The 25,439-nt window shown below is 70.2% G+C and carries 22 protein-coding genes and 1 pseudogene; 12 read left to right on the forward strand and 11 right to left on the reverse strand.

The window, feature by feature from the left end; translation table 11 throughout:
- Nucleotides 1-55: 55 nt before the first annotated feature.
- The 6 genes from gcvH (at nucleotide 56) to ACIGJO_RS04555 (ending at nucleotide 5,423) form a co-directional block, all read left to right on the forward strand.
- On the forward strand, nucleotides 56-433 hold the full coding sequence (gene gcvH / locus ACIGJO_RS04530; protein WP_399952002.1) for a glycine cleavage system protein GcvH: 378 nt from the start codon (nucleotides 56-58) through the stop codon (nucleotides 431-433).
- 18 nt (nucleotides 434-451) lie between these two features.
- Nucleotides 452-1,711, forward strand: a complete 1,260-nt coding sequence (gene glyA, locus ACIGJO_RS04535; RefSeq protein WP_399952005.1) for a serine hydroxymethyltransferase — start codon at nucleotides 452-454, stop codon at nucleotides 1,709-1,711.
- Nucleotides 1,712-1,865: 154 nt separating this feature from the next.
- Nucleotides 1,866-3,251, forward strand: coding sequence for an L-serine ammonia-lyase (locus ACIGJO_RS04540; RefSeq protein WP_399952008.1), 1,386 nt, complete (start codon nucleotides 1,866-1,868; stop codon nucleotides 3,249-3,251).
- Between the two features lie 349 nt (nucleotides 3,252-3,600).
- Entirely contained in the window at nucleotides 3,601-3,870 is a 270-nt protein-coding gene (locus ACIGJO_RS04545) for a hypothetical protein (protein WP_399953191.1), read from the forward strand.
- Nucleotides 3,863-4,480, forward strand: coding sequence for a DUF6879 family protein (locus tag ACIGJO_RS04550; protein ID WP_399952011.1), 618 nt, complete (start codon nucleotides 3,863-3,865; stop codon nucleotides 4,478-4,480). Before ACIGJO_RS04545 ends, ACIGJO_RS04550 begins: the two co-directional genes overlap by 8 nt.
- A gap of 91 nt (nucleotides 4,481-4,571) precedes the next feature.
- Entirely contained in the window at nucleotides 4,572-5,423 is an 852-nt protein-coding gene (locus ACIGJO_RS04555) for a methionyl-tRNA formyltransferase (RefSeq protein ID WP_399952014.1), read from the forward strand.
- A 22-nt stretch (nucleotides 5,424-5,445) separates the two neighbouring features.
- On the opposite strand, the gene ACIGJO_RS04560 is transcribed toward ACIGJO_RS04555, so the two are convergent.
- Together ACIGJO_RS04560 and ACIGJO_RS04565 are read right to left on the reverse strand one after the other, a co-directional pair.
- A complete protein-coding gene (locus ACIGJO_RS04560; protein WP_399952017.1) occupies nucleotides 5,446-7,602 on the reverse strand; it encodes a tetratricopeptide repeat protein in 2,157 nt (718 codons plus the stop codon).
- Nucleotides 7,599-8,009 (reverse strand): hypothetical protein, encoded by a 411-nt coding sequence (locus tag ACIGJO_RS04565; protein ID WP_399952019.1) that lies wholly within the window; start codon nucleotides 8,007-8,009, stop codon nucleotides 7,599-7,601. Before ACIGJO_RS04565 ends, ACIGJO_RS04560 begins: the two co-directional genes overlap by 4 nt.
- Nucleotides 8,010-8,490: 481 nt before the next feature.
- On the opposite strand from ACIGJO_RS04565, the gene ACIGJO_RS04570 reads away from it, so the two are divergent.
- Entirely contained in the window at nucleotides 8,491-8,613 is a 123-nt protein-coding gene (locus ACIGJO_RS04570) for a hypothetical protein (protein WP_399953265.1), read from the forward strand.
- Nucleotides 8,614-9,041: 428 nt separating this feature from the next.
- On the opposite strand, the pseudogene ACIGJO_RS04575 reads toward ACIGJO_RS04570, so the two are convergent.
- From ACIGJO_RS04575 to ACIGJO_RS04600, 6 genes and pseudogenes are all read right to left on the reverse strand, one after another.
- Nucleotides 9,042-9,167, reverse strand: a pseudogene (locus ACIGJO_RS04575) (MBL fold metallo-hydrolase); the annotation flags it as partial.
- A 12-nt stretch (nucleotides 9,168-9,179) separates the two neighbouring features.
- The gene (locus ACIGJO_RS04580) at nucleotides 9,180-9,530 is read right to left on the reverse strand and encodes an MBL fold metallo-hydrolase (RefSeq protein ID WP_399952022.1); all 351 of its coding nucleotides are present in this window, start codon (nucleotides 9,528-9,530) and stop codon (nucleotides 9,180-9,182) included.
- A 79-nt stretch (nucleotides 9,531-9,609) separates the two neighbouring features.
- On the reverse strand, nucleotides 9,610-9,882 hold the full coding sequence (locus ACIGJO_RS04585; RefSeq protein WP_399952025.1) for a hypothetical protein: 273 nt from the start codon (nucleotides 9,880-9,882) through the stop codon (nucleotides 9,610-9,612).
- Nucleotides 9,883-10,008: 126 nt separating this feature from the next.
- Complete coding sequence (locus ACIGJO_RS04590; RefSeq protein WP_399952028.1) at nucleotides 10,009-10,362, reverse strand: hypothetical protein; 354 nt, start codon at nucleotides 10,360-10,362, stop codon at nucleotides 10,009-10,011.
- Between the two features lie 358 nt (nucleotides 10,363-10,720).
- A complete protein-coding gene (locus ACIGJO_RS04595; protein ID WP_399952031.1) occupies nucleotides 10,721-12,391 on the reverse strand; it encodes an MDR family MFS transporter in 1,671 nt (556 codons plus the stop codon).
- 36 nt (nucleotides 12,392-12,427) lie between these two features.
- Nucleotides 12,428-13,144 (reverse strand): hypothetical protein, encoded by a 717-nt coding sequence (locus tag ACIGJO_RS04600; protein ID WP_399952034.1) that lies wholly within the window; start codon nucleotides 13,142-13,144, stop codon nucleotides 12,428-12,430.
- Between the two features lie 583 nt (nucleotides 13,145-13,727).
- Here ACIGJO_RS04600 and ACIGJO_RS04605 point away from each other — a divergent pair.
- The gene (locus tag ACIGJO_RS04605; RefSeq protein WP_399952037.1) at nucleotides 13,728-14,942 is read left to right on the forward strand and encodes a cytochrome P450; all 1,215 of its coding nucleotides are present in this window, start codon (nucleotides 13,728-13,730) and stop codon (nucleotides 14,940-14,942) included.
- A 201-nt stretch (nucleotides 14,943-15,143) separates the two neighbouring features.
- On the opposite strand, the gene ACIGJO_RS04610 is transcribed toward ACIGJO_RS04605, so the two are convergent.
- On the reverse strand, nucleotides 15,144-16,253 hold the full coding sequence (locus tag ACIGJO_RS04610) for a 3-deoxy-7-phosphoheptulonate synthase (RefSeq protein WP_399952039.1): 1,110 nt from the start codon (nucleotides 16,251-16,253) through the stop codon (nucleotides 15,144-15,146).
- A gap of 634 nt (nucleotides 16,254-16,887) precedes the next feature.
- On the opposite strand from ACIGJO_RS04610, the gene ACIGJO_RS04615 reads away from it, so the two are divergent.
- The gene (locus ACIGJO_RS04615; protein ID WP_399952042.1) at nucleotides 16,888-17,865 is read left to right on the forward strand and encodes a terpene synthase family protein; all 978 of its coding nucleotides are present in this window, start codon (nucleotides 16,888-16,890) and stop codon (nucleotides 17,863-17,865) included.
- Nucleotides 17,866-18,138: 273 nt separating this feature from the next.
- Nucleotides 18,139-20,460: an N-acetylmuramoyl-L-alanine amidase gene (locus tag ACIGJO_RS04620; RefSeq protein WP_399952045.1), complete on the forward strand. Its 2,322-nt coding sequence runs from the start codon at nucleotides 18,139-18,141 to the stop codon at nucleotides 20,458-20,460.
- Here ACIGJO_RS04620 and ACIGJO_RS04625 read toward each other — a convergent pair.
- Complete coding sequence (locus ACIGJO_RS04625; RefSeq protein ID WP_399952048.1) at nucleotides 20,448-21,821, reverse strand: PucR family transcriptional regulator; 1,374 nt, start codon at nucleotides 21,819-21,821, stop codon at nucleotides 20,448-20,450. The genes ACIGJO_RS04620 and ACIGJO_RS04625 overlap by 13 nt on opposite strands.
- 163 nt (nucleotides 21,822-21,984) lie before the next feature.
- Between ACIGJO_RS04625 and ACIGJO_RS04630 the strand changes: the two genes are divergently transcribed.
- Both ACIGJO_RS04630 and ACIGJO_RS04635 read left to right on the forward strand, forming a co-directional pair.
- Nucleotides 21,985-23,478: a long-chain fatty acid--CoA ligase gene (locus ACIGJO_RS04630; RefSeq protein ID WP_399952050.1), complete on the forward strand. Its 1,494-nt coding sequence runs from the start codon at nucleotides 21,985-21,987 to the stop codon at nucleotides 23,476-23,478.
- Nucleotides 23,479-23,635: 157 nt separating this feature from the next.
- On the forward strand, nucleotides 23,636-25,096 hold the full coding sequence (locus tag ACIGJO_RS04635) for a carboxylesterase/lipase family protein (RefSeq protein ID WP_399952052.1): 1,461 nt from the start codon (nucleotides 23,636-23,638) through the stop codon (nucleotides 25,094-25,096).
- An 85-nt stretch (nucleotides 25,097-25,181) separates the two neighbouring features.
- Here ACIGJO_RS04635 and ACIGJO_RS04640 read toward each other — a convergent pair whose 3' ends face one another.
- Nucleotides 25,182-25,397, reverse strand: coding sequence for an EF-hand domain-containing protein (locus tag ACIGJO_RS04640; RefSeq protein WP_399952055.1), 216 nt, complete (start codon nucleotides 25,395-25,397; stop codon nucleotides 25,182-25,184).
- Nucleotides 25,398-25,439: the final 42 nt, after the last annotated feature.

Below are 25,439 nucleotides of genomic sequence, written 5' to 3' on the forward strand. Positions count from 1 at the left end.
ACACCGTAAGACCACCGTTCATCAGCACTCCCCCGCGTACAGGAGAATTCAGGTCATGAGCAACCCCCAGCAGCTGCGGTACAGCAAGGAGCACGAGTGGCTGTCGGCCGTCGAGGACGGTGTGGCCACGATCGGTATCACCGAGTACGCGGCCAACGCGCTCGGTGACGTCGTCTACGCGCAGCTCCCCGAGGCCGGCGAAACGGTGACCGCGGGCGAGACCTGCGGCGAGCTGGAGTCGACCAAGTCGGTCAGCGATCTGTACTCCCCCATCACGGGTGAGGTCGTCGCGGCGAACCAGGACGTCGTGGACGACCCGTCGCTGGTGAACTCCGCTCCGTTCGAGGGCGGCTGGCTGTTCAAGGTACGGGTGGCGGAGGAGCCGGACGACCTGCTCTCCGCCGACGAATACACCGCGTTCTCCGGCAACTGAGACCCTAGGGATCCCCTGATGTCGCTTCTCAACTCCTCCCTCCACGAGCTGGACCCGGACGTCGCCGCAGCTGTCGACGCCGAGCTCCGCCGTCAGCAGTCCACCCTCGAAATGATCGCCTCGGAGAACTTCGCTCCGGTCGCCGTCATGGAGGCCCAGGGCTCCGTCCTCACCAACAAGTACGCCGAGGGCTACCCCGGCCGCCGCTACTACGGCGGCTGTGAGCACGTCGACGTGGTCGAGCAGATCGCGATCGACCGGGTCAAGGCCCTGTTCGGCGCCGAGGCCGCGAACGTCCAGCCGCACTCCGGTGCGCAGGCGAACGCCGCCGCGATGTTCGCGCTGCTGAAGCCGGGCGACACGATCATGGGCCTGAACCTGGCCCACGGCGGTCACCTGACCCACGGCATGAAGATCAACTTCTCCGGCAAGCTCTACAACGTGGTCCCGTACCACGTCGACGACACCGGCACCGTGGACATGGCCGAGGTCGAGCGCCTGGCCAAGGAGACCAAGCCGAAGCTGATCGTCGCGGGCTGGTCCGCCTACCCGCGCCAGCTCGACTTCGCCGCCTTCCGCCGCATCGCGGACGAGGTCGGCGCGTACCTGATGGTCGACATGGCGCACTTCGCGGGCCTGGTGGCCGCGGGTCTGCACCCCAACCCGGTGCCGCACGCCCATGTCGTCACGACCACCACGCACAAGACCCTCGGCGGTCCGCGCGGTGGCGTCATCCTGTCGACGCAGGAGCTCGCCAAGAAGATCAACTCGGCGGTCTTCCCCGGTCAGCAGGGTGGCCCGCTGGAGCACGTGATCGCGGCCAAGGCGGTCTCGTTCAAGGTCGCGGCGACCGAGGAGTTCAAGGAGCGCCAGCAGCGCACCCTGGACGGCGCCCGCATCCTCGCCGAGCGTCTGGTGCAGCCGGACGTCACCGAGGCCGGCGTCTCCGTCCTGTCCGGCGGCACGGACGTGCACCTGGTCCTCGTCGACCTGCGCGACTCCGAGCTGGACGGCCAGCAGGCCGAGGACCGCCTCCACGAGGTCGGCATCACGGTCAACCGGAACGCCGTCCCGAACGACCCGCGGCCGCCGATGGTCACCTCGGGTCTGCGGATCGGCACCCCGGCCCTGGCGACCCGCGGTTTCCGGAACGAGGACTTCACCGAGGTCGCGGAGATCATCGCCGCCGCGCTGAAGCCGTCGTACGACGCCGCCGGCCTGAAGGCCCGCGTCACGGCACTTGCGGAGAAGTTCCCGCTGTACCCCGGTCTGAAGTAGTCCGGAAGCAGTTCGCACGTTTCGGGCGGGGCACCGCGCACACTGGACAGTGAGCGCGGTGCCCCCACCCTTGTCCTCGCTCTTCGGGCCGACCCCGGCCCGTACCGCACCACCCGGCAGACAACGGCGTCTTCCCACCCTTAGGAGTCATCCCGTGGCCATCTCGGTCTTCGACCTGTTCTCGGTCGGCATCGGCCCGTCCAGCTCCCACACGGTGGGACCGATGCGCGCCGCCCGGATGTTCGCGCGCCGACTGAAGAACGAGGGCCTGCTGGCCCACACCGCCTCGATACGCGCCGAGCTGTACGGTTCGCTCGGCGCGACCGGCCACGGCCACGGCACGCCCAAGGCGGTCCTGCTCGGCCTGGAGGGCGAATCGCCGCGCACCGTCGACGTGGAGTCCGCCGACGCCCGCGTCGAGCAGATCCGCGCCACCGGCCGGATCAACCTGCTCGGGGCGCACGAGATCCCCTTCGACGCCGACGAGCAGCTGATCCTGCACCGCCGCAAGGCCCTGCCGTACCACGCCAACGGCATGACGATCTTCGCCTACGACCACGAGGGCGCCCCGCTCCTGGAGAAGACCTACTACTCCGTCGGCGGCGGCTTCGTCGTGGACGAGGACGCGGTCCAGGGTGAGAACCCGATCGTCCCGGACGACACCGCCCTCCGGCACCCCTTCCGCACCGGCGACGAGCTGCTGCGGCTCTCCGGCGAAACCGGCCTGTCCATCTCCTCGCTGATGCTGGAGAACGAGAAGGCCTGGCGCACCGAGGACGAGATCCGCTCGGGTCTGCTGGACATCTGGCGCGTCATGCAGGCCTGTGTCTCGCGCGGCATGTCCCGCGAGGGCATCCTCCCCGGCGGCCTGAAGGTCCGCCGCCGCGCCGCGAACTCCGCCCGCCAGCTGCGCGCCGAGGGCGACCCGCAGGCCCACGCGATGGAGTGGATCACCCTCTACGCGATGGCGGTCAACGAGGAGAACGCGGCGGGCGGCCGCGTCGTCACGGCCCCCACCAACGGCGCCGCGGGCATCATCCCCGCCGTCCTGCACTACTACATGAACTTCGCGGCCGGCGGCTGCACCGAGGCCGAGAAGGAGGACAGCGTCGTCCGCTTCCTGCTCGCCGCCGGAGCCATCGGCATGCTCTTCAAGGAGAACGCCTCCATCTCCGGCGCCGAGGTCGGCTGCCAGGGCGAGGTCGGCTCCGCCTGCTCCATGGCCGCGGGCGCGCTGGCCGAGGTCCTCGGCGGCTCCCCCGAGCAGGTCGAGAACGCCGCCGAGATCGGCATGGAACACAACCTCGGCCTGACCTGCGACCCGGTCGGCGGCCTGGTCCAGATCCCGTGCATCGAGCGCAACGGCATGGCGGCCGTCAAGGCGGTCACCGCGGCGAAGATGGCGCTGCGCGGCGACGGCAGCCACAAGGTCTCCCTCGACAAGGTCATCAAGACCATGAAGGAGACGGGCGCCGACATGAGCGTCAAGTACAAGGAGACGGCGCGGGGCGGGCTCGCGGTGAACATCATCGAGTGCTAGGCGGATGGGCCCTGACCAGTGCTTTTCGTTCTTTCAGCGCTGTCAGGGCCTTCCCCGCTCACGCGCCGGACCAGGACCGTCTGCACGCCCTGACCCGCACCGGCCTCCAGTTCCGCGGCCATCTCGTCGAGAAGCCGGGCCTCACCCACCGCTATCGGGGCTCCTACGAGATGCGGGAGTGGCCCTGTGACGTGCGTGGGTCACGGTGAACGGCTTCGCCGTGATCCGCCCGGCTCTCATGTCGATGCAGGGGGATGGTCCGTTGCCTTCGGATGGCTGGAAGTCACTGCCTGACATTGCACCAGGTGTGATCTCGGTTACCTTCGGGGGGACTGAATGGAGAACCGTGATGATTCGGGGCTGGGAAGCCGATCCCTCTTCGCCACTGGTGCGCCGCCTGGGTAAATCCCCCGCCGAGCTCGGAACCACGGGCGGCGAGCAGGGATGCCCGGACGTCTGGGAGCTGGAGAACGGGGACATCGCCGTCGTTGGCCGCGACCTCACTGAGTCCTACCTGCCGAGCCTTCCCCCGGGGCTCGTCGTCGCCCCGGACGAACGAATCGTCGTCATCCCCCGCAGGACAGCCGCGGCGGCGAAGGCAGACCTTCCCGATGCTTAGCCCCCAGGCCGACGGCCCCGGCCAGCGCCTCGGACTTGACGACTACTCCGAGGATTTCGGTCGCCATTTCTGGCGCTCCGGCTCCGAGGGGTTCTGGAAACTCGAACGTCAGCAGAGCTTCCGGGAGCCCGGAGTGGAGAGCTGGGAGGCCTTCCACAAGGGTCACTGGGACGAGTCCCTGGCGTTGCTCGAGGGACAGCGGGGGCACTACGAGGAGTACTTCCGGCGAATCGCCGGAAGCGGGTTCGCTCTCCACCGTGTCCGCTGTGTGGAGGAGCCCATCTCTCCGTACCTCCAGTGGGAACTCCACCTGCTGCACCTGAAGGCCCAATACGGGGAGGACACGAGAGTCCTGAGCGGGGACGGCATCCGCCCGTACGAAACACAGCGCCCGCTTCCGGAGATCGTCGTCCTCGGCTCATCAGTCATGTACGAGGTGCTCTATGACGACGACGGTAAACTCGCCGGCGGTATCCGCTTCGACGACCCGCGCGATATCTCCCGATGCCGACAGGCGATCCAGGAGATGCACCGGTCCGGCGAGCCATTGGACGACTTCTTCAGCCGCCAGGTCACCCGAATGCCTCCCCCGGCCGTGACTGAGGAATAGGCCCGAGCAATCACACCGGATCCCGGTGGAGATTCGGGGATTGAGGCAGAGAATTTCGAACCAAGTCCTGGTCACACCACAAGGGCTACATATGCGCGTCATCCTGATTTCGTACTCCGCACAGGGATTCGCCCTCCTGCACAGCGTGTGCGTGCGGGCCGGGCACACGCCCGTCGCTTACCTGCATGCACGATCGCTGCGGCCGGGCGAGCCGACACGCCGCGGTGCGGGCGATGCCGTGGGCGAGATAGTTGATGCACTGCCGAACGGGATGGATCTGCTGATTCCGGGCCGGAAAAGCATGTTGCCGCATATCGTCGCCGGGTATCGCGCCGATCTTATCGTCTGCTATGGATTTCCCTGGAAGCTGCCATCGCCCGTATTGCGGGCGACAACTTTGGGTGCCATCAACGTGCACACGTCGATGCTGCCGAAATATCGAGGCCCCATTCCGGTCAATTGGGCAATCAGGAACGGCGATAAGGAAATCGGCGTCAGTATCCACTGGATGAACGGCGAATTCGACTCCGGCGGGATCCTGGCTCAGGAGGCCGGGATCGCGTTGGGCGACGATGTCGCCCCCCGGTTGTTGTGGGAAGAGGTCGACCGATACATCGAGCGCCTTCTGCCCCTCGCGCTCTCGCAGGCCATGAGCGGTTTCCCCGGTACACCGCAGGACGAAGGGTCGGCCACCTACGCCGGGTGGATGGAACCCGAGTTCTCGCAGATCGACTGGAGCACCCCGAGGGAAGAGATCCACAACCAGGTGCGCGCCATCAGGTTCGGCAGTTCGGGAAGATCCGGCCCGGTGGCCAGGGTGACTGACCGTCGGCTGCGAGTTCTGCGCACGTCGTTACAGCCGGCGAACGGAATCAAGGTGATGTGCGGAGACGGACCCGTGTGGATCACGGAGTCCGTACCGGTGACGGACTCCGAATCCTGAAGCGGCATCGAACCGCCGTGTGTCAGATCGCGTCTCGTGACGTTGCCTCCGCCAGGGAACGCCGATACCGCCCCAGCTTGTCCCGGATCACCGTCGTCCACGGGTGCTCCGGACCGAGTACCCGCTCGCGCCATTCCCTGACAACCTCCGCCTGTTCAATTGCTTCCCGATCCTCGCCGACCGCGTGCAGAACGCTGCTGAGCAGGCTTCGTGCCGCCAGCGTGATGGGGTAGCCGGTTCCGAACCGATGCTCGTGTGCTGCCAGTGCACGGCGGGCCGACAGCAGTGCTTCGGAGTGCCTTCCGGTGTTGAGCAGCGCTCCGGCGCAGTTGAGTTCGGCCGACAGTGTGATCGGGTGGTCGGGGCCCAGCTCACGGCAGCAGTCGGCAACCAAATCCGTTCCTGTCAGCGCCTCGCGGTCCAGTTCAGGTCCAGGAGGCAGTTCGAGCAGACACGCCCTCGCCTCCAGCGTCAGCGGATGCCATGGGCCCAGCACCGCGGTTCGCCCGGCGACCGTACGGTGCATCAACTGCAGGGCTTCCGTCAGTTGACCGAGCCAGACCAGCGGGCGGGACAGGTGGATGCAGGCGGTCAGGGTGTCGGGTGCTTCGGGGCCACAGACCCGTTCGAGGTCGTCGAGCAGCCCGCGGTGGAGAGTCGCCGCCTCCTCAAGGCGCCCGAGACGATCGGTCGCCTTCCCGATCCGCTGCCGCAGGCGCAGCACAAGGAGGTGATCGTTTCCTAGTCGTCGTCGCGCGAGAGCCGTCGCCTGTTGGGCCGTGGCCAGCGCTGATGCGTAATCGCCGGAGCGATGTTGGGCCGTCACCAGGCGCAGGGCACAGGTGGCCGCGGACTCAGCTGTGCCGTTCGTGATCTCGGGCCACTTGATGACGCGGCGGAGCAGCGCCAGGACATGTGGGGCGAGGGGGGTGAGCAGGTCGTCTCGCAAGCCGCGTTCCGGTGACGCGGGTAGGGAACGCAGCAGAAGTCCGGCCGCCGCGGAGGTGAGTCGGTCGCGTTCGCCGGCCGGGGTGGCTCGTGCGACGCTGTCCAGCAGCACTCCGTGCGTGCGCAGGCAACGGATGTCGCCGGGAACGAGTTCGGTGAGCGAGTGGTCAAGCAGCCCACGAAGCGCCAGTTCCACCCGGTCTGCGGGCAGGGGCAGGTCGATCCGGACGTTGGCCAGCAGCGACAGGGGCAGTGGGTCGTTCGACCAACAGGCCAGAAGGCGCAGCAGAGTGACCGCCTCGGGCAGATTCTGCCTGGCCAGGGAGTTCAGCGAAAGCTGCCACGTTCCGCTGACCAGGTGACGCGAGTCGTTGCCCGCATCGGTGGCTCCCTGGTCGATCAGCTCGATGGGGTCCGGGCGCTCGTGCAGGCGACGCCCGTACTCCTCCATCGTCCAGGGGTCGATCACTTGGTGAGCCAGGAAACCGCCGGCCAGAGTCAGGGCGAGCGGCAGGCGGCCGAGGCTGTCGGCGATGGCGGCCGCGTCCTCGGTGGAACCCGTTCCTGGGGCGAGATCGCGCAGGACCTGAGCCGCATCCTCGCGAGGCAGGACATCCACGTACAGGAGCTCGGCGGCGGGCCACCAGTGGCCGGCTGCCTGCCGCGTGGTCACGAGGACGGTTCCGCGCGGGCTGGTGCGCAGCCATCCGCCGTCCCGCAGCACCGCTGGGTCATCGGCGTTGTCCAGCACCAGTAGCCATGGCACGTCCGACCGGTCGAGGTGGTCCCAGACCAAGTCCGCGGCCGCACGTAAACCGTTGCGCGCGGCCATCAGCTCACCGTCGCCGGCGCCGCGGTCGGCGGCCACAGCAAGCATCCCGGACCGCAGGGATGCCTGATCGGAGGCGTTGACCCACAGGCCCAGGCGTCCGCGTTCCCGGGTGGCGTGTGCGAAGAGTGCGCACGCCACGGCCGTCTTTCCACATCCTCCCAGGCCGTGCAGGACGAACACGGCGCCTCCAGCGTCCTCGGATACCGCCTCTTTCAGGCGTCCGACGAGTTCGCCGCGATCCCTCAGGATCGCCGGTGCTCGGCCGATGGGCGGGTGCCGCACCGAGTCCGGGCCGGTCCAGGCAGCGCCGTGATGATGGTGCTCGATGATGTGCTGGTCGCCGGAAGCCTGGTAGACGCGCCCCTGGTCAGTGGCCCGTCCGTCGCTGCGGCCGGTCACCGCTGGCCGACGTTCATGTCGCGGCCGGCCTGGTACACGCGTGAGTTGCCGGAGGCGGTCGCACGTTGTGTGACAGCCGGGGCAGCGGGTGCGCCGGGGTCGAGTTCGGTCATCAGGGAGCGTAGTTCCGCAATCAGCTCGGGGTGAGCGACGAGAAGGCGGCGAATGCGGCCCTGCCACTCCGCGGCGATCTCCCGCTCGGTCTCCTCGTCACCATCGCTCTGCGCGCCCAGGAGGTCCCGGCGTGATGTGTCGAGCTGGGCGGCGACTTGCTCCTCGTGGTCCGGCCGGACACGTCGCCACAGTGTGATCACGCCGTTCCGCACGCCGTTCCAGGTGTCGGTCGCCAGCAGCGTCGCGATCGCCGTCCCAGCGGTGCCTGCCAAAAGGGTGATCTCCGCGTCCATCCTTCGTCCTCCCTCGATCCGGCCCGGGTGACAACTCTAGGGAGCCGACGCCGTGGCAGTACACCGGACTTTCGGCGACGTTTCGTGCCGTCGTCGGCTCACTGCCACGGACCTGTCGTTCCCCGTCGTCGGCGTACCCCCGTGTCTGCTCAGGACGGTGCAACCGGAAACGCTCAGCTCACTTGCCGGGATGAGGGCGCTCGGCATAGTCGGTAGGTGGCACGGGCGAGGGATGCGGAACAGGTCGCCCACGGTCTCGACCAGGTGACCGGTCGTCGTACTCATCAGGCTCACTCCTTCGGGGAGATCCACACCTGATAGCCATGGCACTCGGATCATTTGGCGCAGTGGGCGGTTACGCGGGTCGGTGGCGGAGCGAGCTGATGCCGGGGGCCGGTATGCACGGCGTCGCCGCCACGGACGCGCGGCTCGCGCAGGACCAGCGGCCGACTGTTTTCCCTGAGAAGTCCCTGAACACCACGTGGACGTCGAAGCTGAGTACGAGTTCCAGGTCAGGGATCTGACCGGCTTGGGTACCCACTTGAGCGTGAAGTACAGGGAGACGGCCCGCGGCGGGCTCGCGGTGAACATCGTCGAGTGCTGAGGGTGGGGCCCTGACCTGCGGCTGCATGCCCGCGGCACGGTCGGGGCCCCCTCGGTGGCCGGTGCTGGGGTGGGGGGATCAGGCCGCGCAGTGGGGCAGGCTGCCGTGGAAGTCGACCATCTCGGAGAACAGTTCCCCGATGTCCAGGGGGTGGCCCGGCGCCGCGCCGTTGGCCTCGGCGCAGGCTCGGTGCAGGTTGGGTACCAGGCGTTCGCTGTCCAGGAGGTGGGCGAACGGGGTCGGGTCCGCCTCGCGTGCGATGGCGAGCGGGGAGAGTCCCGCGGCGATGCCGTCGGCGGCCAGACGCTGGACGTGGCGCAGCTAGGACTCCGTGGCGTCGAGGAGTTCGGGGCCGCCGACCGGGCCGTGGCCGGGACCACGATGCGGGGCGAGAGGGCGCGCAGCCGCTCGATGACGGAGATCGACCCGGCGACGGAGCCGGTGAGGCAGAACGGTGTGGCTCCCGACATCACCACGTCGCCGGTGAACAGGACGCGCTGGTCCGGCAGCCAGACCACGGTGTCGTTGGTGGTGTGGGCGGTGCCCAGGTGCATCAGCTCCGCCCGTCACCGCCGAGGTGGAGGGTGATCGGTGATCGGCTCGCGGAAGGTGAGGGCGGGCAGCTCCACCGAGAGGTCGCCCCAGCAGACTCCGGGCCACAGGCCGGTCAGGTGCAGTCCGGCCAGGTCCATCTCGGCGCGGATCGCCTCGTGGGCGGTGATCACTGCCTTGTCCGCGAAGAAGCGGTTGCCGAAGGTGTGATCGCCGTGCGGGTGGGTGTTGATGACGTAGCGGGGATCGTGCGGGGTGACGTCGGCGACCGCCGCGCGCAGGGCGAGGGCACGTGCCTCGGTGGCCGCGGTGTCGATGAGCGCGGGGCTGCCCCCGCGGTGATGAGGCCCGCGTTGTTGAGGCACCAGCCGCCGTCCGGCCGGACGTAGGCGTAGATGTCCTCGGCGACCTCCTGGAGTCACGCGGTGGACGTGGCAGGACTGGTCATGGTTCTCTCCCCGTTTCGATACGGCCGGTCTGCGCGTCGAGCGGTCCGCGCACGACGGCCCGCATGATCCGCTGATCGACCATTTCCGCCGCACGCGGGATCCCGGTGGGCGCGAAGGCCGAAGGGCCGATGGCGGCGCTCAGCGTGCAGCCGCCCTCCAGCGGGTGCGTCTCGAACTGCCAGCCCCCGGTGTCGGAGGGCTGTCCGTCCGCGTTCAGCAGCCGCGGGGCTGTGCCGTCTGAGCCGCGACCCGGCCGAATCCTGGTCACCCACCCGCACGAGCGCCCCACCGGACCGGCTTGCGTTCTAGTGGTCGTCGCAACACCCCAGCCCAGGGGGTGCGATGGACTTCAAGATCCGGGAGAGTCGGAAGCCGAGGTGTCACGCGGGTAGCGTCACCCCCAACAACCTGACGCGGTATAGCCCGCGTAGTTGTCGTTGTAGACGTAGAACCAACCGTTGCCGTTCGATGTCCCGCAAGCGGTATACCGGCCGCCCAGGATGACGCTATTTGCACCACAGGCCCACGTCTGCCCCTTCAGGGCAGTGGTCACCAGAGCGGCACTGGTACTGGTACTGGTGCGGATGGCCACGTTTTCCGATGCTGTCGCCTTGCCGTCGTTACAGGCCGTGTTGGACCTGAGCTGGGTCGAGCCATCCGCCGCACCGGCAACTCCCGGAAGGGCAAGGCCGACCACGGCGGCAACCGCCAGCGTGACAGTCAGCCTCGATCGCATGATCTTTCCCATTGAGACCCCTTTGATCGGCATTTATGCAGTGAGCACCGACAAGTAGCGCCCGAGCTCCGCACCCCGTCAAGCGCCCTGTATGAGGTTGACCTGTTTTCAACGTGAGCTCGTGGTTGAGGAACTGGAGACTCGTCGGCCGGGTGCAGCCGCCAGGAGCTGGACGCTGCTGTCGCCGAACTCGACAACGGCCCACTCGGAACGCTCGGCTGGGGTTTCCCGGCCGAGCGCCTGCATACACTGCTCGCCACCACACGTCAGTGATCACGTGTTGCGACGATCCCCGGAATCCGCCCGGGTCCGGTGGGGCGCTCGTGCGGGTGATCCCGGCTGCGGCCGCGGGGGTCTCACCCGGTGGCTCTCACTCCGCGGCGGCGAGCCGTTCCCCGGCCCCGTCGCTCTGCTCCTCCGACGCCTTGGACCCGGCCTTCTCCCTGATCGTGAGCGAGACGAGTACCGCGAGGAGGCCGAGACCGCCCAGGACGAGGAAGACCGTCTTGATGCTGCTCCCCATGCCCTCCAGGATCGGGCGCGCGACGCGCGGGTCGAGGGTGTCGAGCACCGCCGTGTTGTCGAGGTCGATGCCCTCGGTGCCGTGGAGCAGCCCGGTGAGCACCTTCCGGTCCGTCGCGCTGGACAGCACCTCCGGGTCGTTCATCGCGGCCTGCAGTTCGGGCGTGTTCCGTACCGAGGCGAAGGAGTCGATGATCCGGCCGGCGGCGATACCGAACATGACCGAGAGGAAGACGGCCGTACCGGAGATCGCGCCGAGCTGCCGCGAGAAGCTGTACAGCCCGCTGGCCACCCCCATGTCCTGCGGGGGAACACTGTTCTGCAGGGCCGTGAGGACCGTCTGCATGAAGATGCCGAGCCCCAGGCCCATCGCGACGGCCAGCGCGCCCATGACCCACAGCGAGGTGTCCACCCCGACCGTGCTCAGGACCAGGTAGGTAGCGCTGAGCATGGCCAGTCCGCCGGCCAGCATGAACTTGTAGCGCCCGGTCCTGGCGACGATGGGGCCGGCGAACTTGGCTCCCACGGTGGTCGCCAGCGACTGCGGAAGCAGCAGCAGGCCGGCGGTGGTGGGCGACAGGCCCTGCACGATCTGGAGGTAGAGCGGCAGGAACGTCATGGAGGTGAAGGCGCCGATACCGCCGATGAAGTTCACCACGTTGACCCGTGTGAACGCGCTGTTGCGGAAGAGCCGGGGCGGTATCAGCGCCTCGTCGCCCATCCTGCGCTCCACGAGCAGGAACCACGCCAGGCCGGCCGCGCCCAGGACGAACAGCCCCAGCGAGAGCGGCGACGTCCAGCCCCACTGCTTGCCCTGCTCGGCGACCAGCAGCAGCGGCACCAGCCCGACGACCAGCGCGGTGGCCCCCCAGTAGTCCACGCGCTGGGGGATCCGGACGTTCCTGAACGTGAACAGCTTCCCGACGACGGCCAGCGTGATCAGACCGATCGGCAGGTTGATGAGGAAGATCCAGCGCCATCCCGCGATGCCCAGGAAGTGGTCCAGGCCCGCGAACAGCCCGCCCACGGCCGGGCCCAGGACGCTGGCGATCCCGAAGACCGCCCCGAAGTTCGCCTGGTAGCGCACCCGCCGCTCCGGCGGCAGCATGTCGGCCAGCACGGCCAGGGCGACCGAGCCCAGCCCACCGCCGCCCAGCCCCTGGATGCCGCGGTACAGGGCGAGTTCGTACATCGACTGGGCCATCGCGCAGAACAGCGAGCCCAGCAGGAAGAGCACGATGGCGATCATGTACAGCCGCTTGCGGCCGAAGATGTCGGAGAGTTTTCCGTAGAGCGGCAGGGAAATGGTCGCGGTGATCAGATAGCCGGTGGTGGCCCAGGCCTGCAGGGTCTGCCCGTGCAGGTGGTCGGCGACCGTCCGCATCGCGGTGGCCATGATCATGCCGTCGAGTGCGGACATGAAGACCGCGAGCAGGAGCCCCGTCACCACCAGGGTGATGGTGCGCTGACTGAGCTCGGGGTACTTCGGGTCCTCATGTGCCGCGACTGACTCAGCCATGGCTGGTACATCCCTTCTCGGATCGAGCCATGACGGTCAGAACACCAGCTGCGGCTGCGGCACCGTACGGTCCCCGACGACCTTCATCTCGCCGACCAGCCCCTCGGCCGCGACCAGCCGGAAGCCGTCCCACAGCCGCCCCGCCCGTTCCCCCGCGGGAATCGCGCTGAACACGGGACCGAACCAGCCGTTGCCGCCGTTGACGGAGATCACCGGAACACCGATGAGCTCGATCCGCCGGCCGTCGAGCGGTATCGCGGCATGGGACGCGCTCAGGGCCCCGTCCCACTCCGTGGAGCGCATCTGTTCCGTCAGGTCCGGTGACAGCCCCACCTCGGTGAGTGCGGCGGCGACCGCCCCTTCGGCCCTCCCCAGCACCTCCAGCTGGACCAGCCTGCGGTCCTCGGGCGACAGATCGCGCGCCCGCCCGAAGGTGCCCTCCAGGACCCCGCCCGGGGCGTGCAGGCGCGAACCGACCGCGTCGTAGAGCGGTGCCAGGATCTCGTCGCCGTGCACGGCGTGAGCCGCCGCGATCACCCGCGCCGGGCCCTGCGCGAGCTCGTGGTACTCGGGGTTCACCTCCACCTGTCCGGTCCGTGCGCGCATCAGCGCGAGCCCGGTGGGACGAAGGCGCACCGACACCCCACGCACACTCTCCACCTGGCGTAACCACTGGTACGCGAGCCAAGTCCAGCCGCACAGGGGGTCGAACCAGAAGTCCACCTGGTCGCGGTCGGTGTGTTCAGTCGTCATAGCGCTCTCCTCCGGTTGGCCGGCCGTGGCCGGTAGCCGGTCTCCACTGGGCCACCTCAACCAAACTTGAGGTCAAGTCACGGTTCGGTCTCACGTGCGCGAGGCATCACCGGGCAGGATCCCGGGCCGTGCTGGGGCCTTCCTCGAAGCCCTCTCGAACGGCACGGGCGGGTACGGGCCCCGCCCGGACGGCCGGTCCGTGTCGCGGCATCAGCACCGTCGTGGTCCGGGCGTAACGCGAGTTCGGCTGGATATCCCCGGCGGCCCGCCGACGGCTCCGCGGCGATCACCGGGCCGCCGAAGGGGGCAAGTGGCCGATACCCGCCGATCGGCCCCGATGTCCGCGGGCCGGACCTCCGGCACTCTCCGGACACCCGCCGGCCAGGCGCGACGCCCTGCCCTACCTCTCCGGCGGGACAAGGGGAACACGTCTTCCATCGTGCTCAATGCGCCCGCGATCGCGGATCGGAGGGCGGCCGGTCAGTAGCCTGATCATGGACGGCCTGTTACCGGCGGGCGTCCGTCACCGTTTCGCCCGTTACTCCATCCCCGGTCCCCCCACGACCAGTACAGGAGCCTTACCGTGGACGTGCCCTTCGCCATCGACCCGGCCGGGAGCGACATTCCCGGCGAGGGCGCACGGCTCCGCGCGGCCGGACCCGCGACTCCCGTGACCCTGCCCGGCGGGGTCACCGCCTGGGCCGTCAGCCATCACTCGCTGATCAAGCGGCTTCTCACCGACGACCGGGTGAGCAAGGACCCCCGCGCGCACTGGCCCACCTGGCAGCGCGGCGAGGTCACCCCCGATTCCTGGCTGCACACCTGGCTCGGCGTGGTCAACATGTTCACGGCGTACGGGGAGGACCACCGGCGGCTGCGCAAGCTCGTCGCCCCGGCGTTCACCGCCCGCCGCACCGAGGAACTGGCCGGTGACATCGAGAAGGTGGCCGGGCGGCTGCTCGACTCCATGGCCGCCGAGCCGCCCGGCCGGACGGTGGATCTGCGTGCCCGGTACGCGCACCCGCTGCCGATGCAGGTCATGTGCCGGCTCTTCGGGATCCCCGAAGGGCTGCGGCCCCGTACCGCGGCGGTCATCGCCCGCATCTTCGACACCGACATCGGCCCGGAGGAGGCCGCGTTCACCTGGCGGGAGATACAGGAGGTCCTGCGCGAACTGGTCGCGCTCAAGCGCCCCGACCCCGGCGACGACATGACCAGCGTCCTCATCTCCGCCCGGGACGAGGGCGGCACCCGGCTGAGCGAGGAGGAGCTGATGCACACGCTGTGGCTCGTGATCTCCGCCGGGTTCGAGACCACCGTGAACCTCATCGGCAACGCGGTGCACGCGCTCCTCACCCACCCCGAGCAGCTCCGGCTCGTCCTCGCGGGCGAGGCTTCGTGGAGCGATGTCGTCGAGGAGACCCTGCGCTGGGCACCGAGCGTGGCCAGTCTGCCGCTGCGCTTCGCCGTGGACGACATCCCGCTCCCCGACGGCCGCACGATCCGCCGGGGCGAGGCGATCCTCCCCGCCTACGCCGCGGCGGGCCGGGACCCCGGACAGCACGGGGCGGACGCCGGCTCGTTCGACATCACCCGGCCCGCGCAGGGGCATCTGGCGTTCGGGCACGGTGTGCACATGTGTGTCGGCGCGCCCCTGGCCCGCCTCGAAGCACGCATCGCCCTGCCGGCCCTCTTCGAGCGGTTCCCCGGTCTGGCGCTCGCCGGGAGGCCGCAGGACCTGGTGCCCCTGGAGTCGTTCATCTCCAACGGGTTCCGGACACTGCCCGTCGTCCTGTGACCGCCCGGCGGACCGGGCGCGATCCGGAGGGCGGGGGCTAAGGGCTGTCCCGTAGTCCCTGGCGGATCAGCGCGCGGCGTCGGATGCGGTGCATCGCAAGGCGGAGGGACGCCCGCATACTGGATGTATGCGGGCGTTCCGACAACGCGGCGAGGTGCCGTAGCTGTCGTCGTGCGCCCGCCAGGGACTACGGGACAGCCCTTACGCCGCGGAATCCCGGCGCGCCGCACGGCGTCCGCGCACCGCCGACGCCAACTCGCCCAGCAGCGCCTCGGTCCGCTCCCATCCGACACAGGCGTCGGTCACGCTCTGCCCGTACGTCAGGGTGTCGAGGGGACCCGGCTCCTGACGACCCTCCCGCAGGAAGCTCTCCACCATCAGCCCGACGATCCCCTCCTCGCCCCCCGCGATCCGCTCCGCGATCTCGACGACGACCTCCGCCTGCCGGTGGTGGTCCTTGCCGCTGTTGGCATGGCTGGCGTCGATGACCAGACGTTCGCCCATCCCCGCTCCGGCCAGCACCGCGAGGGCCTCGCGGACGTCCTCTGGGCCGTAGTTGGGGCCGCCGCGACCGCCGCGCAGGATGATGTGGCAGTCGGGGTTGCCGCTCGTGGAGACGATGGAGCCGCAGCCCTGTTCGTCGAGGCCGAAGAAGACGTGCTCGCCCGCGGCGGCCCGGCATCCGTCAACAGCGGGCTGCACGACGCCGTCGGTCGCGTTCTTGAAGCCCACGGGCATCGACAGGCCCGAGGCCAGCTGGCGGTGCACCTGGCTCTCCGGGGTGCGCGCGCCGATCGCGCCCCAGGTCACCGCGTCCGAGATGTACTGCGGGCTGTTCGGCTCCAGGAACTCGCAGCCCACCGGCAGGCCGGTGTCGAGCACATCGAGCAGCACCTGGCGGGCGGTCCGCAGCCCGTGCTGGACATCGTGCGTCCCGTCCAGGTGGGGGTCGTTGATGAGGCCCTTCCACCCGAGCGTCGTGCGGGGCTTCTCGAAGTACACCCGCATCACCACGCAGAGGTCCTCGGCGAGCGGGGCGACGGCGGCGGCGAGACGCCGCGCGTACTCCCGGGCGGCCGCGGGGTCATGGACGGAGCACGGGCCGACGACGACCAGCAGGCGGTCGTCCTCCCCGGCGAGCACGTCCCGGACGGCGCGGCGGCTGTCCTGGACCAGCGCGGCGCGGGCAGGGCCCAGCGGCAGGTCCGCGAGCAGGGCGGATGGGGCGATCAGGGGCTGGAAACCGGTGACGCGCAGGTCGTTGGTGCGCGGCGCGTCGGTGCGGGGGTGGCCCGTCGTGGGCGTGGTCATGGGTGATCCTGTCTCTGTGCCGAGGCAGGGTCCCGGTCCCGCGGTGCTACGTCCGCATCACCCGCTACCAGCCGCCTCAACGACGAAAAGGCAGAGACGAACGTCTCTGCCCTGCTGGCTCCGGGTGTTCGGTCGGTGATCAGCGCATGTGACCACCGGCTCCACCCGGAGCCGGCGTAAAGCGCGGATACCACCCGAACAACGTAGACATGCGGAGGACCATAACACGAGCCGGCGCCCATCCGTCCCGGGCTTCGCCGGCTCTCCCGGGGGGGGTCGCCAACTGCTCATTGCCGCTCAGACGTTCGCGACGATCAAGCAATTTCGGTCACAAATAGGGTTCCCACAATCACTTACAAGGGGTTGACTGTGGCTCACGCATGGTGAAGCGGTCGCCCCCACCGACACGCTGAACACGGCTCCGATACCCCCGGCCCCGGCGAAGGAAAGAGGAAAGCAATGACCGCCCCACCTCGCACGGTGACCCTTTGGCCACGACCGGAGGGCGCCCGGCGCACCGCCGCTCAGCGAGTCGGCCCCATGCGCGATCACGTGATATTCCCGCTCGCATCGTTCACCCGTTCCGTTTCGACGAGGGGCACCAATGAGCCAGATCGCCTTACCGACGTTTCATATGCCGTTCAAGAGCACAGGGTGCAATCCGGGAATGGAGGAGACCAGAAAGGCCGCCTGGGAGTGGGCGGAATCCCATGATCTTTTCCTGGCGCCGCCGGCCCGCAAGAAGATGCTCCGGACACGTCCCGAGCTCTGGATCTCGCTGATATTCCCCACGGCTTCCCAGCGCCATCTCGATCTCTTCTGTCAGTGGCTGTTCTGGGCGTTCCTGGTGGACGACGAGTTCGACGACGGACCGGCGGGGCGTGACCCCCGCGTGTGCGAGGAGGCGATCGCCCGGCTGGTCGCCGTGCTCGACGGCGCTTCGCCGCGCGGCCCCATGGAGCGCGCCCTGGAGGAGTTGCGCGAGCGGACCTGCCGGGACCGGTCGCCGCACTGGGTACGGCAGTTCCGGCGGGACACCGTCGCCTGGCTGTGGACGTACTACGCCGAGGCCGTCGAGCGGGCGGCCGGACAGGTGCCGAGCCGGGCCGACTTCGTGAAGCACCGCCGGGATTCGGTGGCCATGCAGCCGTTCTTGGATCTGCACGAGATCACCGCGGGCATCGACCTTCCCGATTCCGCCCGCAGTCTGCCCGCCTATATCGCCCTTCGTGATGCGGTGACCGATCATTCCGGACTCTGCAATGACATCTGCTCGTTCGAGAAGGAGGCCGCGCTCGGTTACGAGCACAACGCCGTGCGGCTCATCCAGCGGGACCGAGGATCCACCCTCCAGGAGGCGGTGGACGAGGCCGGGATCCAGCTGGCCCGGATCGCCGAGCGGGTGCGGCGGGCGGAGCGGGAGCTGACCGAGGAGATCGCCGCGGCGGGTATCGGCGGGCCCACCCGGGCCGCCCTGGAACGCTGCGTGCACGACTACCGGGGGCTCGTGCGGGGCGACTTCGACTACCACGCCCGCGCCGAGCGGTACACCCGTCCCGATCTGGTGGAGCTGGACGAACGGAACTCGCTGTCGCAGTACTTCGCCGCCTGAGCGGGCCGTTCCGGAAACCGCGGAAGCGGATGCCGCGCACAGGACCCGGGCAGTCCCCGCCGAGGGGACCCCGGGTCCTGCCCAACCGTGATGGGACCGAGTCCTGACAGGGTGGGACAGGGCGGGACAGATCAGAGATGATCGCATGGAAGACTGTTGAAGCGTATACATCCGCAGGTCGTCGTCGGCCGGGCCGATCGAGCCGCTGTTCCCCCAGACAGCGCATGACCTGCCGGAACGCAGTTCCGTCCACCAACGTCCCCGGGGAATCACGTGAGTGCAAAGCGAAGAATATGGGCCACGGCCGCCGTCACCACGGCAGCCGTGGCGGGTGTCCTGGTCTTCCAGGGGGTGACCGGCACATCCCCCTCGGGCGAGGATGCCGACGCCAAGTCCGGTCCCGCACAGGTCGATGTGCGCAAGACCGCGCTGAAGGTGTCCGCGGACGGCGGCTCCGCCTCCCTGCGGCAGCGCGACGCGGAACCGTTCAGCCTGCTCGGCGTCACCTGGACCGACCCGGCCGCCAAGGTGACGGGTGAGGTCGAGGCACGTACCCGGTCCTCCGTCACGGGCCGGTGGACCGGCTGGATGCCGCTCGACACGGAGATCGACGGGCGTACCGAGACCGGCCGCCCCGGCGTACGGGGCACCACCGAACCCCGCTGGGTCGGCCCGTCCAACGGCGTCGAGGTACGCGTCAGCGCCGGGAACGGCGTGTCGGCAGGGCTCCCCGCGGGCCTGCGGCTGGACACCGTGGATCCCGGGAAGGGCTCGGCCCCGGCCGCGTACACCGCCGCCGGACCCGCCGCCTATGTGGCCGCCGACCTCGTGCCGGCCGAGCCCACCGGGGACCCCGCGGCCACCGAGGAGCCGACGGACCCGCCCGTCACCCCGCCGTCGCCCGATCCGGCGGAGACCACGGCCGCTCCGGATCCCTCCGCGACGGCCCAGGACCCCGAAACCCCCAGTGCCGAACCGGAACCGGACCCGACGTCCGAGACGCCGTCCGCGCCGCCGACCACAGCGCCGTCCGTGACCGCCGAGCCGACGGCGACGCTGCCGCCCGCCCCGCAGTCCACGGTCCCGCAGCCGCCGATCACCTCCCGGGCCGGCTGGGGCGCGGTCGAGTCGCTCAACAGCGAGCAGCCGGACTACATGAACAAGGTCAAGGCCCTGTTCGTCCACCACACCGCGCAGACCAACAGCTACTCCTGCGCCGACTCGGCCGCCATCGTGCGCGGTCTGCACGCCTTCCATGTGAAGTCGAACGGCTGGAAGGACCTCGGCTACAACTTCCTGGTCGACAAGTGCGGAAAGATCTTCGAAGGCCGTAAGGGCGGCGTGGACCGGCCGGTCCAGGGCGCGCACACCTACGGCTTCAACCGCGACACCGCCGGTATCGCCGTGATCGGCATGTACACCGACACGAGCGCCGCGAGCGCCGCGACCGCCTCGGTCGCCCGGATCGCCGCCTGGAAGCTCGGGCAGTACGGCGGGAACCCGGCCGGTTCGACGACGCTGACGGCGGGCGCGGCGGGCGGCAACTTCGCCGGTACCAAGTTCACCGCCGGGTCCACCTACACCTTCAAACAGATCTCCGGTCACCGGGACGGCTTCAACACCCAGTGCCCCGGCACGAAGCTCTACGGACAGCTCTCCGCCGTCCGCGGTCTCGCCGCCGGACCCGTCACCGGTCTCGCCGTCACGTCGGTGACCGGGGCGAGCGCCTTCGGCGGCACGTACTACACCAAGTCGAACATCACCGTCGGCTGGAAGGCGGCCACTCCCGCCGCCTTCATCACGAAGTACGAGCTCCTGGTCGACGGCAAGGCCGTGGCCACCACCCAGGGCAACGTCGTCTCCGCCGGGGCCGCACTCGCCGCCGGCAGCCACCGGGTCCAGATCCGCGCCACCCACCAGTCGGGGAGCACCAGCCTCTCGGCCGTCGCGACCGTGGTCGCCGACCGTACGGCGCCGGCCTTCTCCACCAAGCCGAACCTGTCCCTGCGCAAGGGCACGGTGAGCACCACGTCCGTCCCGCTGACACTGAAGTGGAAGGCCACCGACGCGGCCTCCCTCAAGGAGGTCAGGCTCACCGCCCCCACCGCGAAGACCTACGGCCCGACCACGACGAGCGCCTCGCACACGGCGAAGCCCGCCGTGGCGACCGCCTGGAGGATGACGGCGTACGACCGCGCCGGCAACACCGCGGCCGCCTCGGTCACCGGCACTCCGGTGATCCTCCAGGAGTCCGCGGCAAGCAAGTCCGGTACCTGGTCGACGAAGTCCTCGTCCAGCTATCTCGGCGGCAGGTCGTATGCGAGCAGCACCAAGAACGCCAGCCTGACCTGGACGTTCACCGGCCGCTCGGCCGCCTGGGTGGTCTCCCGGGCCTCGACCTCCGGCCAGGCGTACGTCTACGTGGACGGCGTCAAGGCGGCCACGGTGGACCTCAGGTCCTCCACCACCAAGTACCGCGAGGCGATCTGGACCAAGTCCTGGGCCTCCAGCGGCAAGCACACCGTCAAGATCGTGGTGGTCGGCACGAAGGGCCGGCCGGCCCTCACCACGGACGGGCTCGTCTACCTCAAGTAGGCGTCTCCCGGGGCGGATGCCTCCCAGTAGCCGTCGTCGGGCGCCGGTTCACCGCCGGTGCCCGACAGCGGCAGGGCCCGCAGGGCCAGTGCCCACCCCAGCCGGTCCTCACCCGACTCGGCGGATCTGCCGGTGAGTTCGGCGACCCGGCCGATCCGGTTGAGGACCGTGTTGCGGTGGCAGTAGAGGAGTTCGGCGGCCCGCGCCGCCGAACAGCCGTTGTCCAGCCAGACGCGCAGCGTGCCGAGCAGGGCCTCGCGTTCGGCCGCGGTGTCCAGGACGGGGCCGAGGTACCGGGCGACGATCCGGTCGGCGATCTCGTGGCGCCCGGCGAGCAGGACCTCGGTCAGCCGGTCGTCGAACGCCGCCGCACGGCCGCTCTTGGCGGGCAGCGTACGCAGCGTCTGCTCGGCCAGCCGCAGGGCGCGGCCGGCCCCGTCCAGCCGTTCGAACTCCGGGGACACCCCGGCGGTCGCCCCGGTCCGCTCGCGCAGCAGCTCCAGCAGCATGCCCGACTCCCCCGCGGCCAGCCGCACGATGCCCGCGTACCTCCCCGAGCGCGGCCGCCAGAACGACCAGAGGCCGTGCTCGTCGAGCACCGGTGCCGGATTGGGCGGGGCGGCCGGGTCCTGGGCGGCGACCACGATCACATACCGGTCGTGCAGGGGTACACCGAGTGCGGCGGCGGCCGCCGAGGCGACGGCCGGGTCGGAGCCGCGCCCGTCCAGCAGCGCCTCGAAGAGTGCGACGCGCCGGGTGTCCTGGCGGCCCTGCATCTCCAGCTGGGTCAGCCGGTACGACTCGGCCATGACCAGGGAGTACCGGTCGATGGTCTCCCAGACGGCACCCGCCACATCGAGCTCCAGATCACGGCGGTCCACCTGGGCGGCCTCCCGGTGTCCCGGCCCCCCGTGTCCGGTGTCCGGCTCCTCCGGATTTCCCGGTGTGCGGCCGGTGCCCGCGCGCAGGTACTCGGCCATGACCTGCCACATCACCCGGCCGCCGCGCCGGTAGGCCTGGAGCACGGTGTCCAGCGGGAGGTTCTGCTCGGCCCTGCGGCGTCCGGTCTCGCGGGCCGCGTGTTCGAGGTCGCCGCCGGTGGGCGGCAGTCCGCCGAAGTCCTCCAGCGCGCAGACCAGGTTGTCGCGGCAGATGCGCCACAGGTCCTCGCGGCTGACGGGGTTCCGCGCGGCGTACGTACCGCTGTGCGCGTGGATGTCGTCGACGACCCGGTGGGTCAGCTCGTCGAGCCCCGGCAGCAGGGCGGTGGCGAGGGTGCGCCGCAGTCCGATGTCCTCGCCGCCTCCGGGCCGCAGGTCCTGCGGGCTCCGGGCGCTCCGGGGGTGTTGTGCAGACGCCATGACAGCGAGATTAGGCGAATGCCGCGACGGGCGCACGGCTGCGGGTGCCGCTGCCCAGGTGAGCGGGGTGGATGGTGGGCACCTGCACATTGTGCGGAGATACGGCGACGACCGATTCTGGGGGGCATCAGCCGTGTTGACGCCGTGTTTCCCGGAGCGTGCCATGTCTCTCACCGTCGCCTCTGTCCTGGGCGAGTCCGCCCGCCGGTATCCGGCCCGTACCGCCGTGGTGGACGGCGAGGTACGGCTCACCTACGCGCAGCTGTGGGAGCGGTCGCTGCGCTGCGCGGGGGCGCTGCGGGCCTCCGGGGTGCGGCCGGGCGACCGGGTGGCGGTGCTGCTGCCGAACTCCGCGGACTTCCTGTACGCGTACTACGGGGCGCTGGCCGCCGGGGCGACGGTGGTCCCGGTGCACGCGCTGCTCGTCGCGGACGAGGTGGCGTACGTGCTGCGGCACAGCGGTGCGGTGGCGCTGATCAGTGCGGGACCGCTGTGGCCGCTGGCCGAACAGGCCGCCTCGATGGCGGGCGTACGGGCGCTGGACGGGGCTCCGGACGGTGAGCCGCTGACCGCCGTCGAACCCGCCGGGGCCGAGGACGTCGCCGTGATCCTCTACACCAGCGGGACGACGGGCCGCCCCAAGGGGGCCCTGCTGACCCATCTCAACATCGTGATGAACGCGTCCGTGATCACCACGGACCTGCTCGGTCTCGGCCCGGACGATGTGGTGCTGGGCTGCCTTCCCCTGTTCCACAGCTACGGCCAGACCTGCGCGATGAACGCGACGATACGGGCCGGCGCGACGCTCGTGCTGATGCCGCGCTTCACCGGTGCCGGGGCGCTGAGCGCGCTGGCGGCGGAGAGCGTGAGCGTCTTCATGGGCGTACCGACGATGTACCACGCCCTGGTCGAGGCGGCGGCGCAGAGCGAGGAGGCGGCGGCCGGGCCGACCCTGCGGGCGGCCGTGTCGGGCGGCGCGGCGCTCCCGGTGGCGGTGCTGGAGCGGTTCGAGGCGGCGTTCTCGACGCAGGTACTGGAGGGGTACGGACTGACGGAGACCTCCCCGGCCGCGACGTTCAACCAGCCGGAGCTGGGCCGGCGGCCCGGTACGGTCGGGCATCCGGTGTGGGGGGTGGAGATCGGGATCGCGGACGCCGCGGTGGACGACGAGGTGCGGCTGCTGGCGGACGGGGAGACCGGTGAGGTCGTGGTGCGCGGGCACTGTGTGTTCGCTGGTTATCTGAACGACCCGGAGGCGACGGCCGCGGCGATCGTGGACGGCTGGTTCCGCACCGGGGACCTGGGGGTGCGGGACGAGGACGGTTTCCTGCGCATCGTGGACCGCAAGAAGGACCTGGTCATCCGGGGCGGGTTCAACATCTACCCGCGCGAGGTCGAGGAGGTCCTGGTACGGCATCCGGCGGTCAGCGAGGTCGCGGTGATCGGGGTGCCGGACGAGGAGCGGGGCGAGGAGATCTGCGCGGTCGTGGTGGTACGGCCGGACGCGGCACCGGTCACCGGGGACGAGCTGATCGCCTGGTCCAAGGAGCGGCTCGGGCGGCACAAGTACCCGCGGATCGTCCGGTTCACCGAGCGGCTGCCGCTCGGCCCGACCGGCAAGGTGCTCAAGCGGGCCCTGACCGCCACCGCGTCCTGAGGACCGGCCGCCAGGTCCTGACCGCCGCCCCGTCCCGGGCCCGGCCGTACCCGCTACGACAGCCGCGGCGCCGGAACGGGTACGTATCGGATCACCGGTCCACCCCTCATCCGCACGGCACCTCGGCCGTCGAACCGCGAAAGGGCTGATGCACACCATGTCCGAGACCAAGGTGGAGATACCCCCGCGGGCGGACACCGCCCACGGCACCGTGCGCGGCACGGTGGAACACGGTGTGGCGGTCTTCCGGGGCATTCCGTACGCGGCGCCGCCGGTGGGCGCGCTCCGGTTCCGGGCCCCGGAGCCGCCGGAGCCGTGGCAGGGCGTCCGGGAGACGGTGGCCTACGGCCCGACGGCCCCCAAGCGCCCCTACTCCCCGCCGCTGGACCGGCTGCTGCCGGACCCGGAGGTGCCGGGCGAGGACTGGCTGAACCTCAATGTGTGGACTCCGTCGACGGAGCCGGCCGGGCTGCCCGTGATCGTGTGGATCCACGGCGGTTCGCTGCTGCACGGCTCCAGCGCGGTGCCGGTGTACGACGGGGCCGCCTTCGCCCGGGACGGGGTGGTCCTCGTCTCGGTCAACTACCGCCTGGGCATCGAGGGCTTCGGGGTGTTCCCGGACGCGCCCGCCAACCGGGGGCTGCTGGACCAGATCGCGGCCCTGGAGTGGGTGCGGGACAATATCGCGGCGTTCGGCGGCGATCCGCACCGGGTGACGGTGGCCGGTGAGTCGGCGGGCGCGATAAGCATCGGGGCGCTGCTGGCCGCGCCCCGGGCGGCGGGGCTGTTCCGGCGGGCGGTGCTCCAGAGCGGGGCGCCCACCGCGCTCTCCGTGGAGGCCGGGCGCGGTACGACGGAGCTGATCGCGAAACGGCTCGGCGTCCCGGCGACGGCCGCCGCGCTGGCAGCCGTGGACCCGGCGGAGCTGCTCGCCGCGCAGACCGCGGTGACGAGCGGCGGATCACCGCTGACCGGCGGGAATTCCTTCCAGATCGTGGTGGACGGCGATCTGCTGCCGCGCGACCCCGCCGAGGCGCTGCGGGACGGCATGTCCCGTGATGTCGATCTGCTGATGGGGACGACCGCCGAGGAGTACCGGCTCTGGTTCGTCCCCAGTGGTCTGATCGAGAAGCTGGGGAGGCTCAAGCTCCGGCTCGCCCTGCTGAAGTTCAAGGTGCCCGCCGCCACCGCGCGCACCTACCGGGCCAACCGTCCGGATGCCACGCCGGGTGAGCTGCTGGGCGCGCTCGCCACGGACCTGCTGCTGCGGGTGCCGCTGAACCGGCTGGCCGACGCCCGCGCGGACGCCTCCGGGGCGACGTATCTCTTCGAGTTCGGCTGGCCCTCCCCCGTACAGGGTCTCGGAGCCTGCCACGCGCTGGAGATCGGCTTCGTCTTCGACACCCTCGCCCACCCCGACACCGTGGCCCTGACCGGCCCGGACGCCCCGCAGGAGCTGGCGGACGCGATGCACGCGGCGTGGGTACGGTTCGCCGCCACGGGCGATCCCGGGTGGCCGTCCTGGGACGCGACCCGCCCGGTCATGGGCTTCGGCCCCGGTGCGCCCGCGGTGGTCCTGGCCCCGCGCGACGACGAGCTGAGCGGCTGGCCGCGCTGAAGGCTGTCCCGTGAGGTCCCGGGCGGCCCGGGGTGCGTGGACGGCGACGGACCCCGGCCGGTCGGGGCCGGGGGTCCCCCGGCGGTCACGCCTTGTTCTGGGCCGCCCAGAACTCGTCGAAGGTGAGCCGTCCGTCACCGTTGGCGTCATGGGAGTTGATGACCGCCTGTGCCACCGTCTCGGTGACATAGGGGTCGCCCAGCTGCGCCATCACGCTCTTGTACTCGGCCGCCGTTATCAGGCCGTCGCCGTTCTGGTCGAACCGCTCGAATGCCTTGCGCGCCGACTCGATGTCCGCCACTGTTCCGCCCCTTCGTCATGCCGACTGTCGGGGTCAGATTAT

The organism is Streptomyces sp. NPDC079020 (assembly GCF_044542225.1).
Classification (GTDB): Bacteria; Actinomycetota; Actinomycetes; order Streptomycetales; family Streptomycetaceae; genus Streptomyces.

What these genes read in the sequence shown, in the direction of transcription:
- gcvH (WP_399952002.1), top strand. Translation starts at nt 56, where the DNA reads ATGAGCAACCCCCAGCAGCTGCGGTACAGCAAGGAGCACGAGTGGCTG.
- ACIGJO_RS04630 (WP_399952050.1), top strand. Translation starts at nt 21,985, where the DNA reads ATGTCTCTCACCGTCGCCTCTGTCCTGGGCGAGTCCGCCCGCCGGTAT.
- ACIGJO_RS04615 (WP_399952042.1), top strand. Translation starts at nt 16,888, where the DNA reads ATGCCGTTCAAGAGCACAGGGTGCAATCCGGGAATGGAGGAGACCAGA.
- glyA (WP_399952005.1), top strand. Translation starts at nt 452, where the DNA reads ATGTCGCTTCTCAACTCCTCCCTCCACGAGCTGGACCCGGACGTCGCC.
- ACIGJO_RS04555 (WP_399952014.1), top strand. Translation starts at nt 4,572, where the DNA reads ATGCGCGTCATCCTGATTTCGTACTCCGCACAGGGATTCGCCCTCCTG.
- ACIGJO_RS04635 (WP_399952052.1), top strand. Translation starts at nt 23,636, where the DNA reads ATGTCCGAGACCAAGGTGGAGATACCCCCGCGGGCGGACACCGCCCAC.
- ACIGJO_RS04565 (WP_399952019.1), bottom strand. Translation starts at nt 8,009, where the DNA reads ATGGACGCGGAGATCACCCTTTTGGCAGGCACCGCTGGGACGGCGATC.
- ACIGJO_RS04600 (WP_399952034.1), bottom strand. Translation starts at nt 13,144, where the DNA reads ATGACGACTGAACACACCGACCGCGACCAGGTGGACTTCTGGTTCGAC.
- ACIGJO_RS04550 (WP_399952011.1), top strand. Translation starts at nt 3,863, where the DNA reads ATGCTTAGCCCCCAGGCCGACGGCCCCGGCCAGCGCCTCGGACTTGAC.
- ACIGJO_RS04590 (WP_399952028.1), bottom strand. Translation starts at nt 10,362, where the DNA reads ATGGGAAAGATCATGCGATCGAGGCTGACTGTCACGCTGGCGGTTGCC.
- ACIGJO_RS04610 (WP_399952039.1), bottom strand. Translation starts at nt 16,253, where the DNA reads ATGACCACGCCCACGACGGGCCACCCCCGCACCGACGCGCCGCGCACC.
- ACIGJO_RS04595 (WP_399952031.1), bottom strand. Translation starts at nt 12,391, where the DNA reads ATGGCTGAGTCAGTCGCGGCACATGAGGACCCGAAGTACCCCGAGCTC.
- ACIGJO_RS04625 (WP_399952048.1), bottom strand. Translation starts at nt 21,821, where the DNA reads ATGGCGTCTGCACAACACCCCCGGAGCGCCCGGAGCCCGCAGGACCTG.
- ACIGJO_RS04545 (WP_399953191.1), top strand. Translation starts at nt 3,601, where the DNA reads ATGATTCGGGGCTGGGAAGCCGATCCCTCTTCGCCACTGGTGCGCCGC.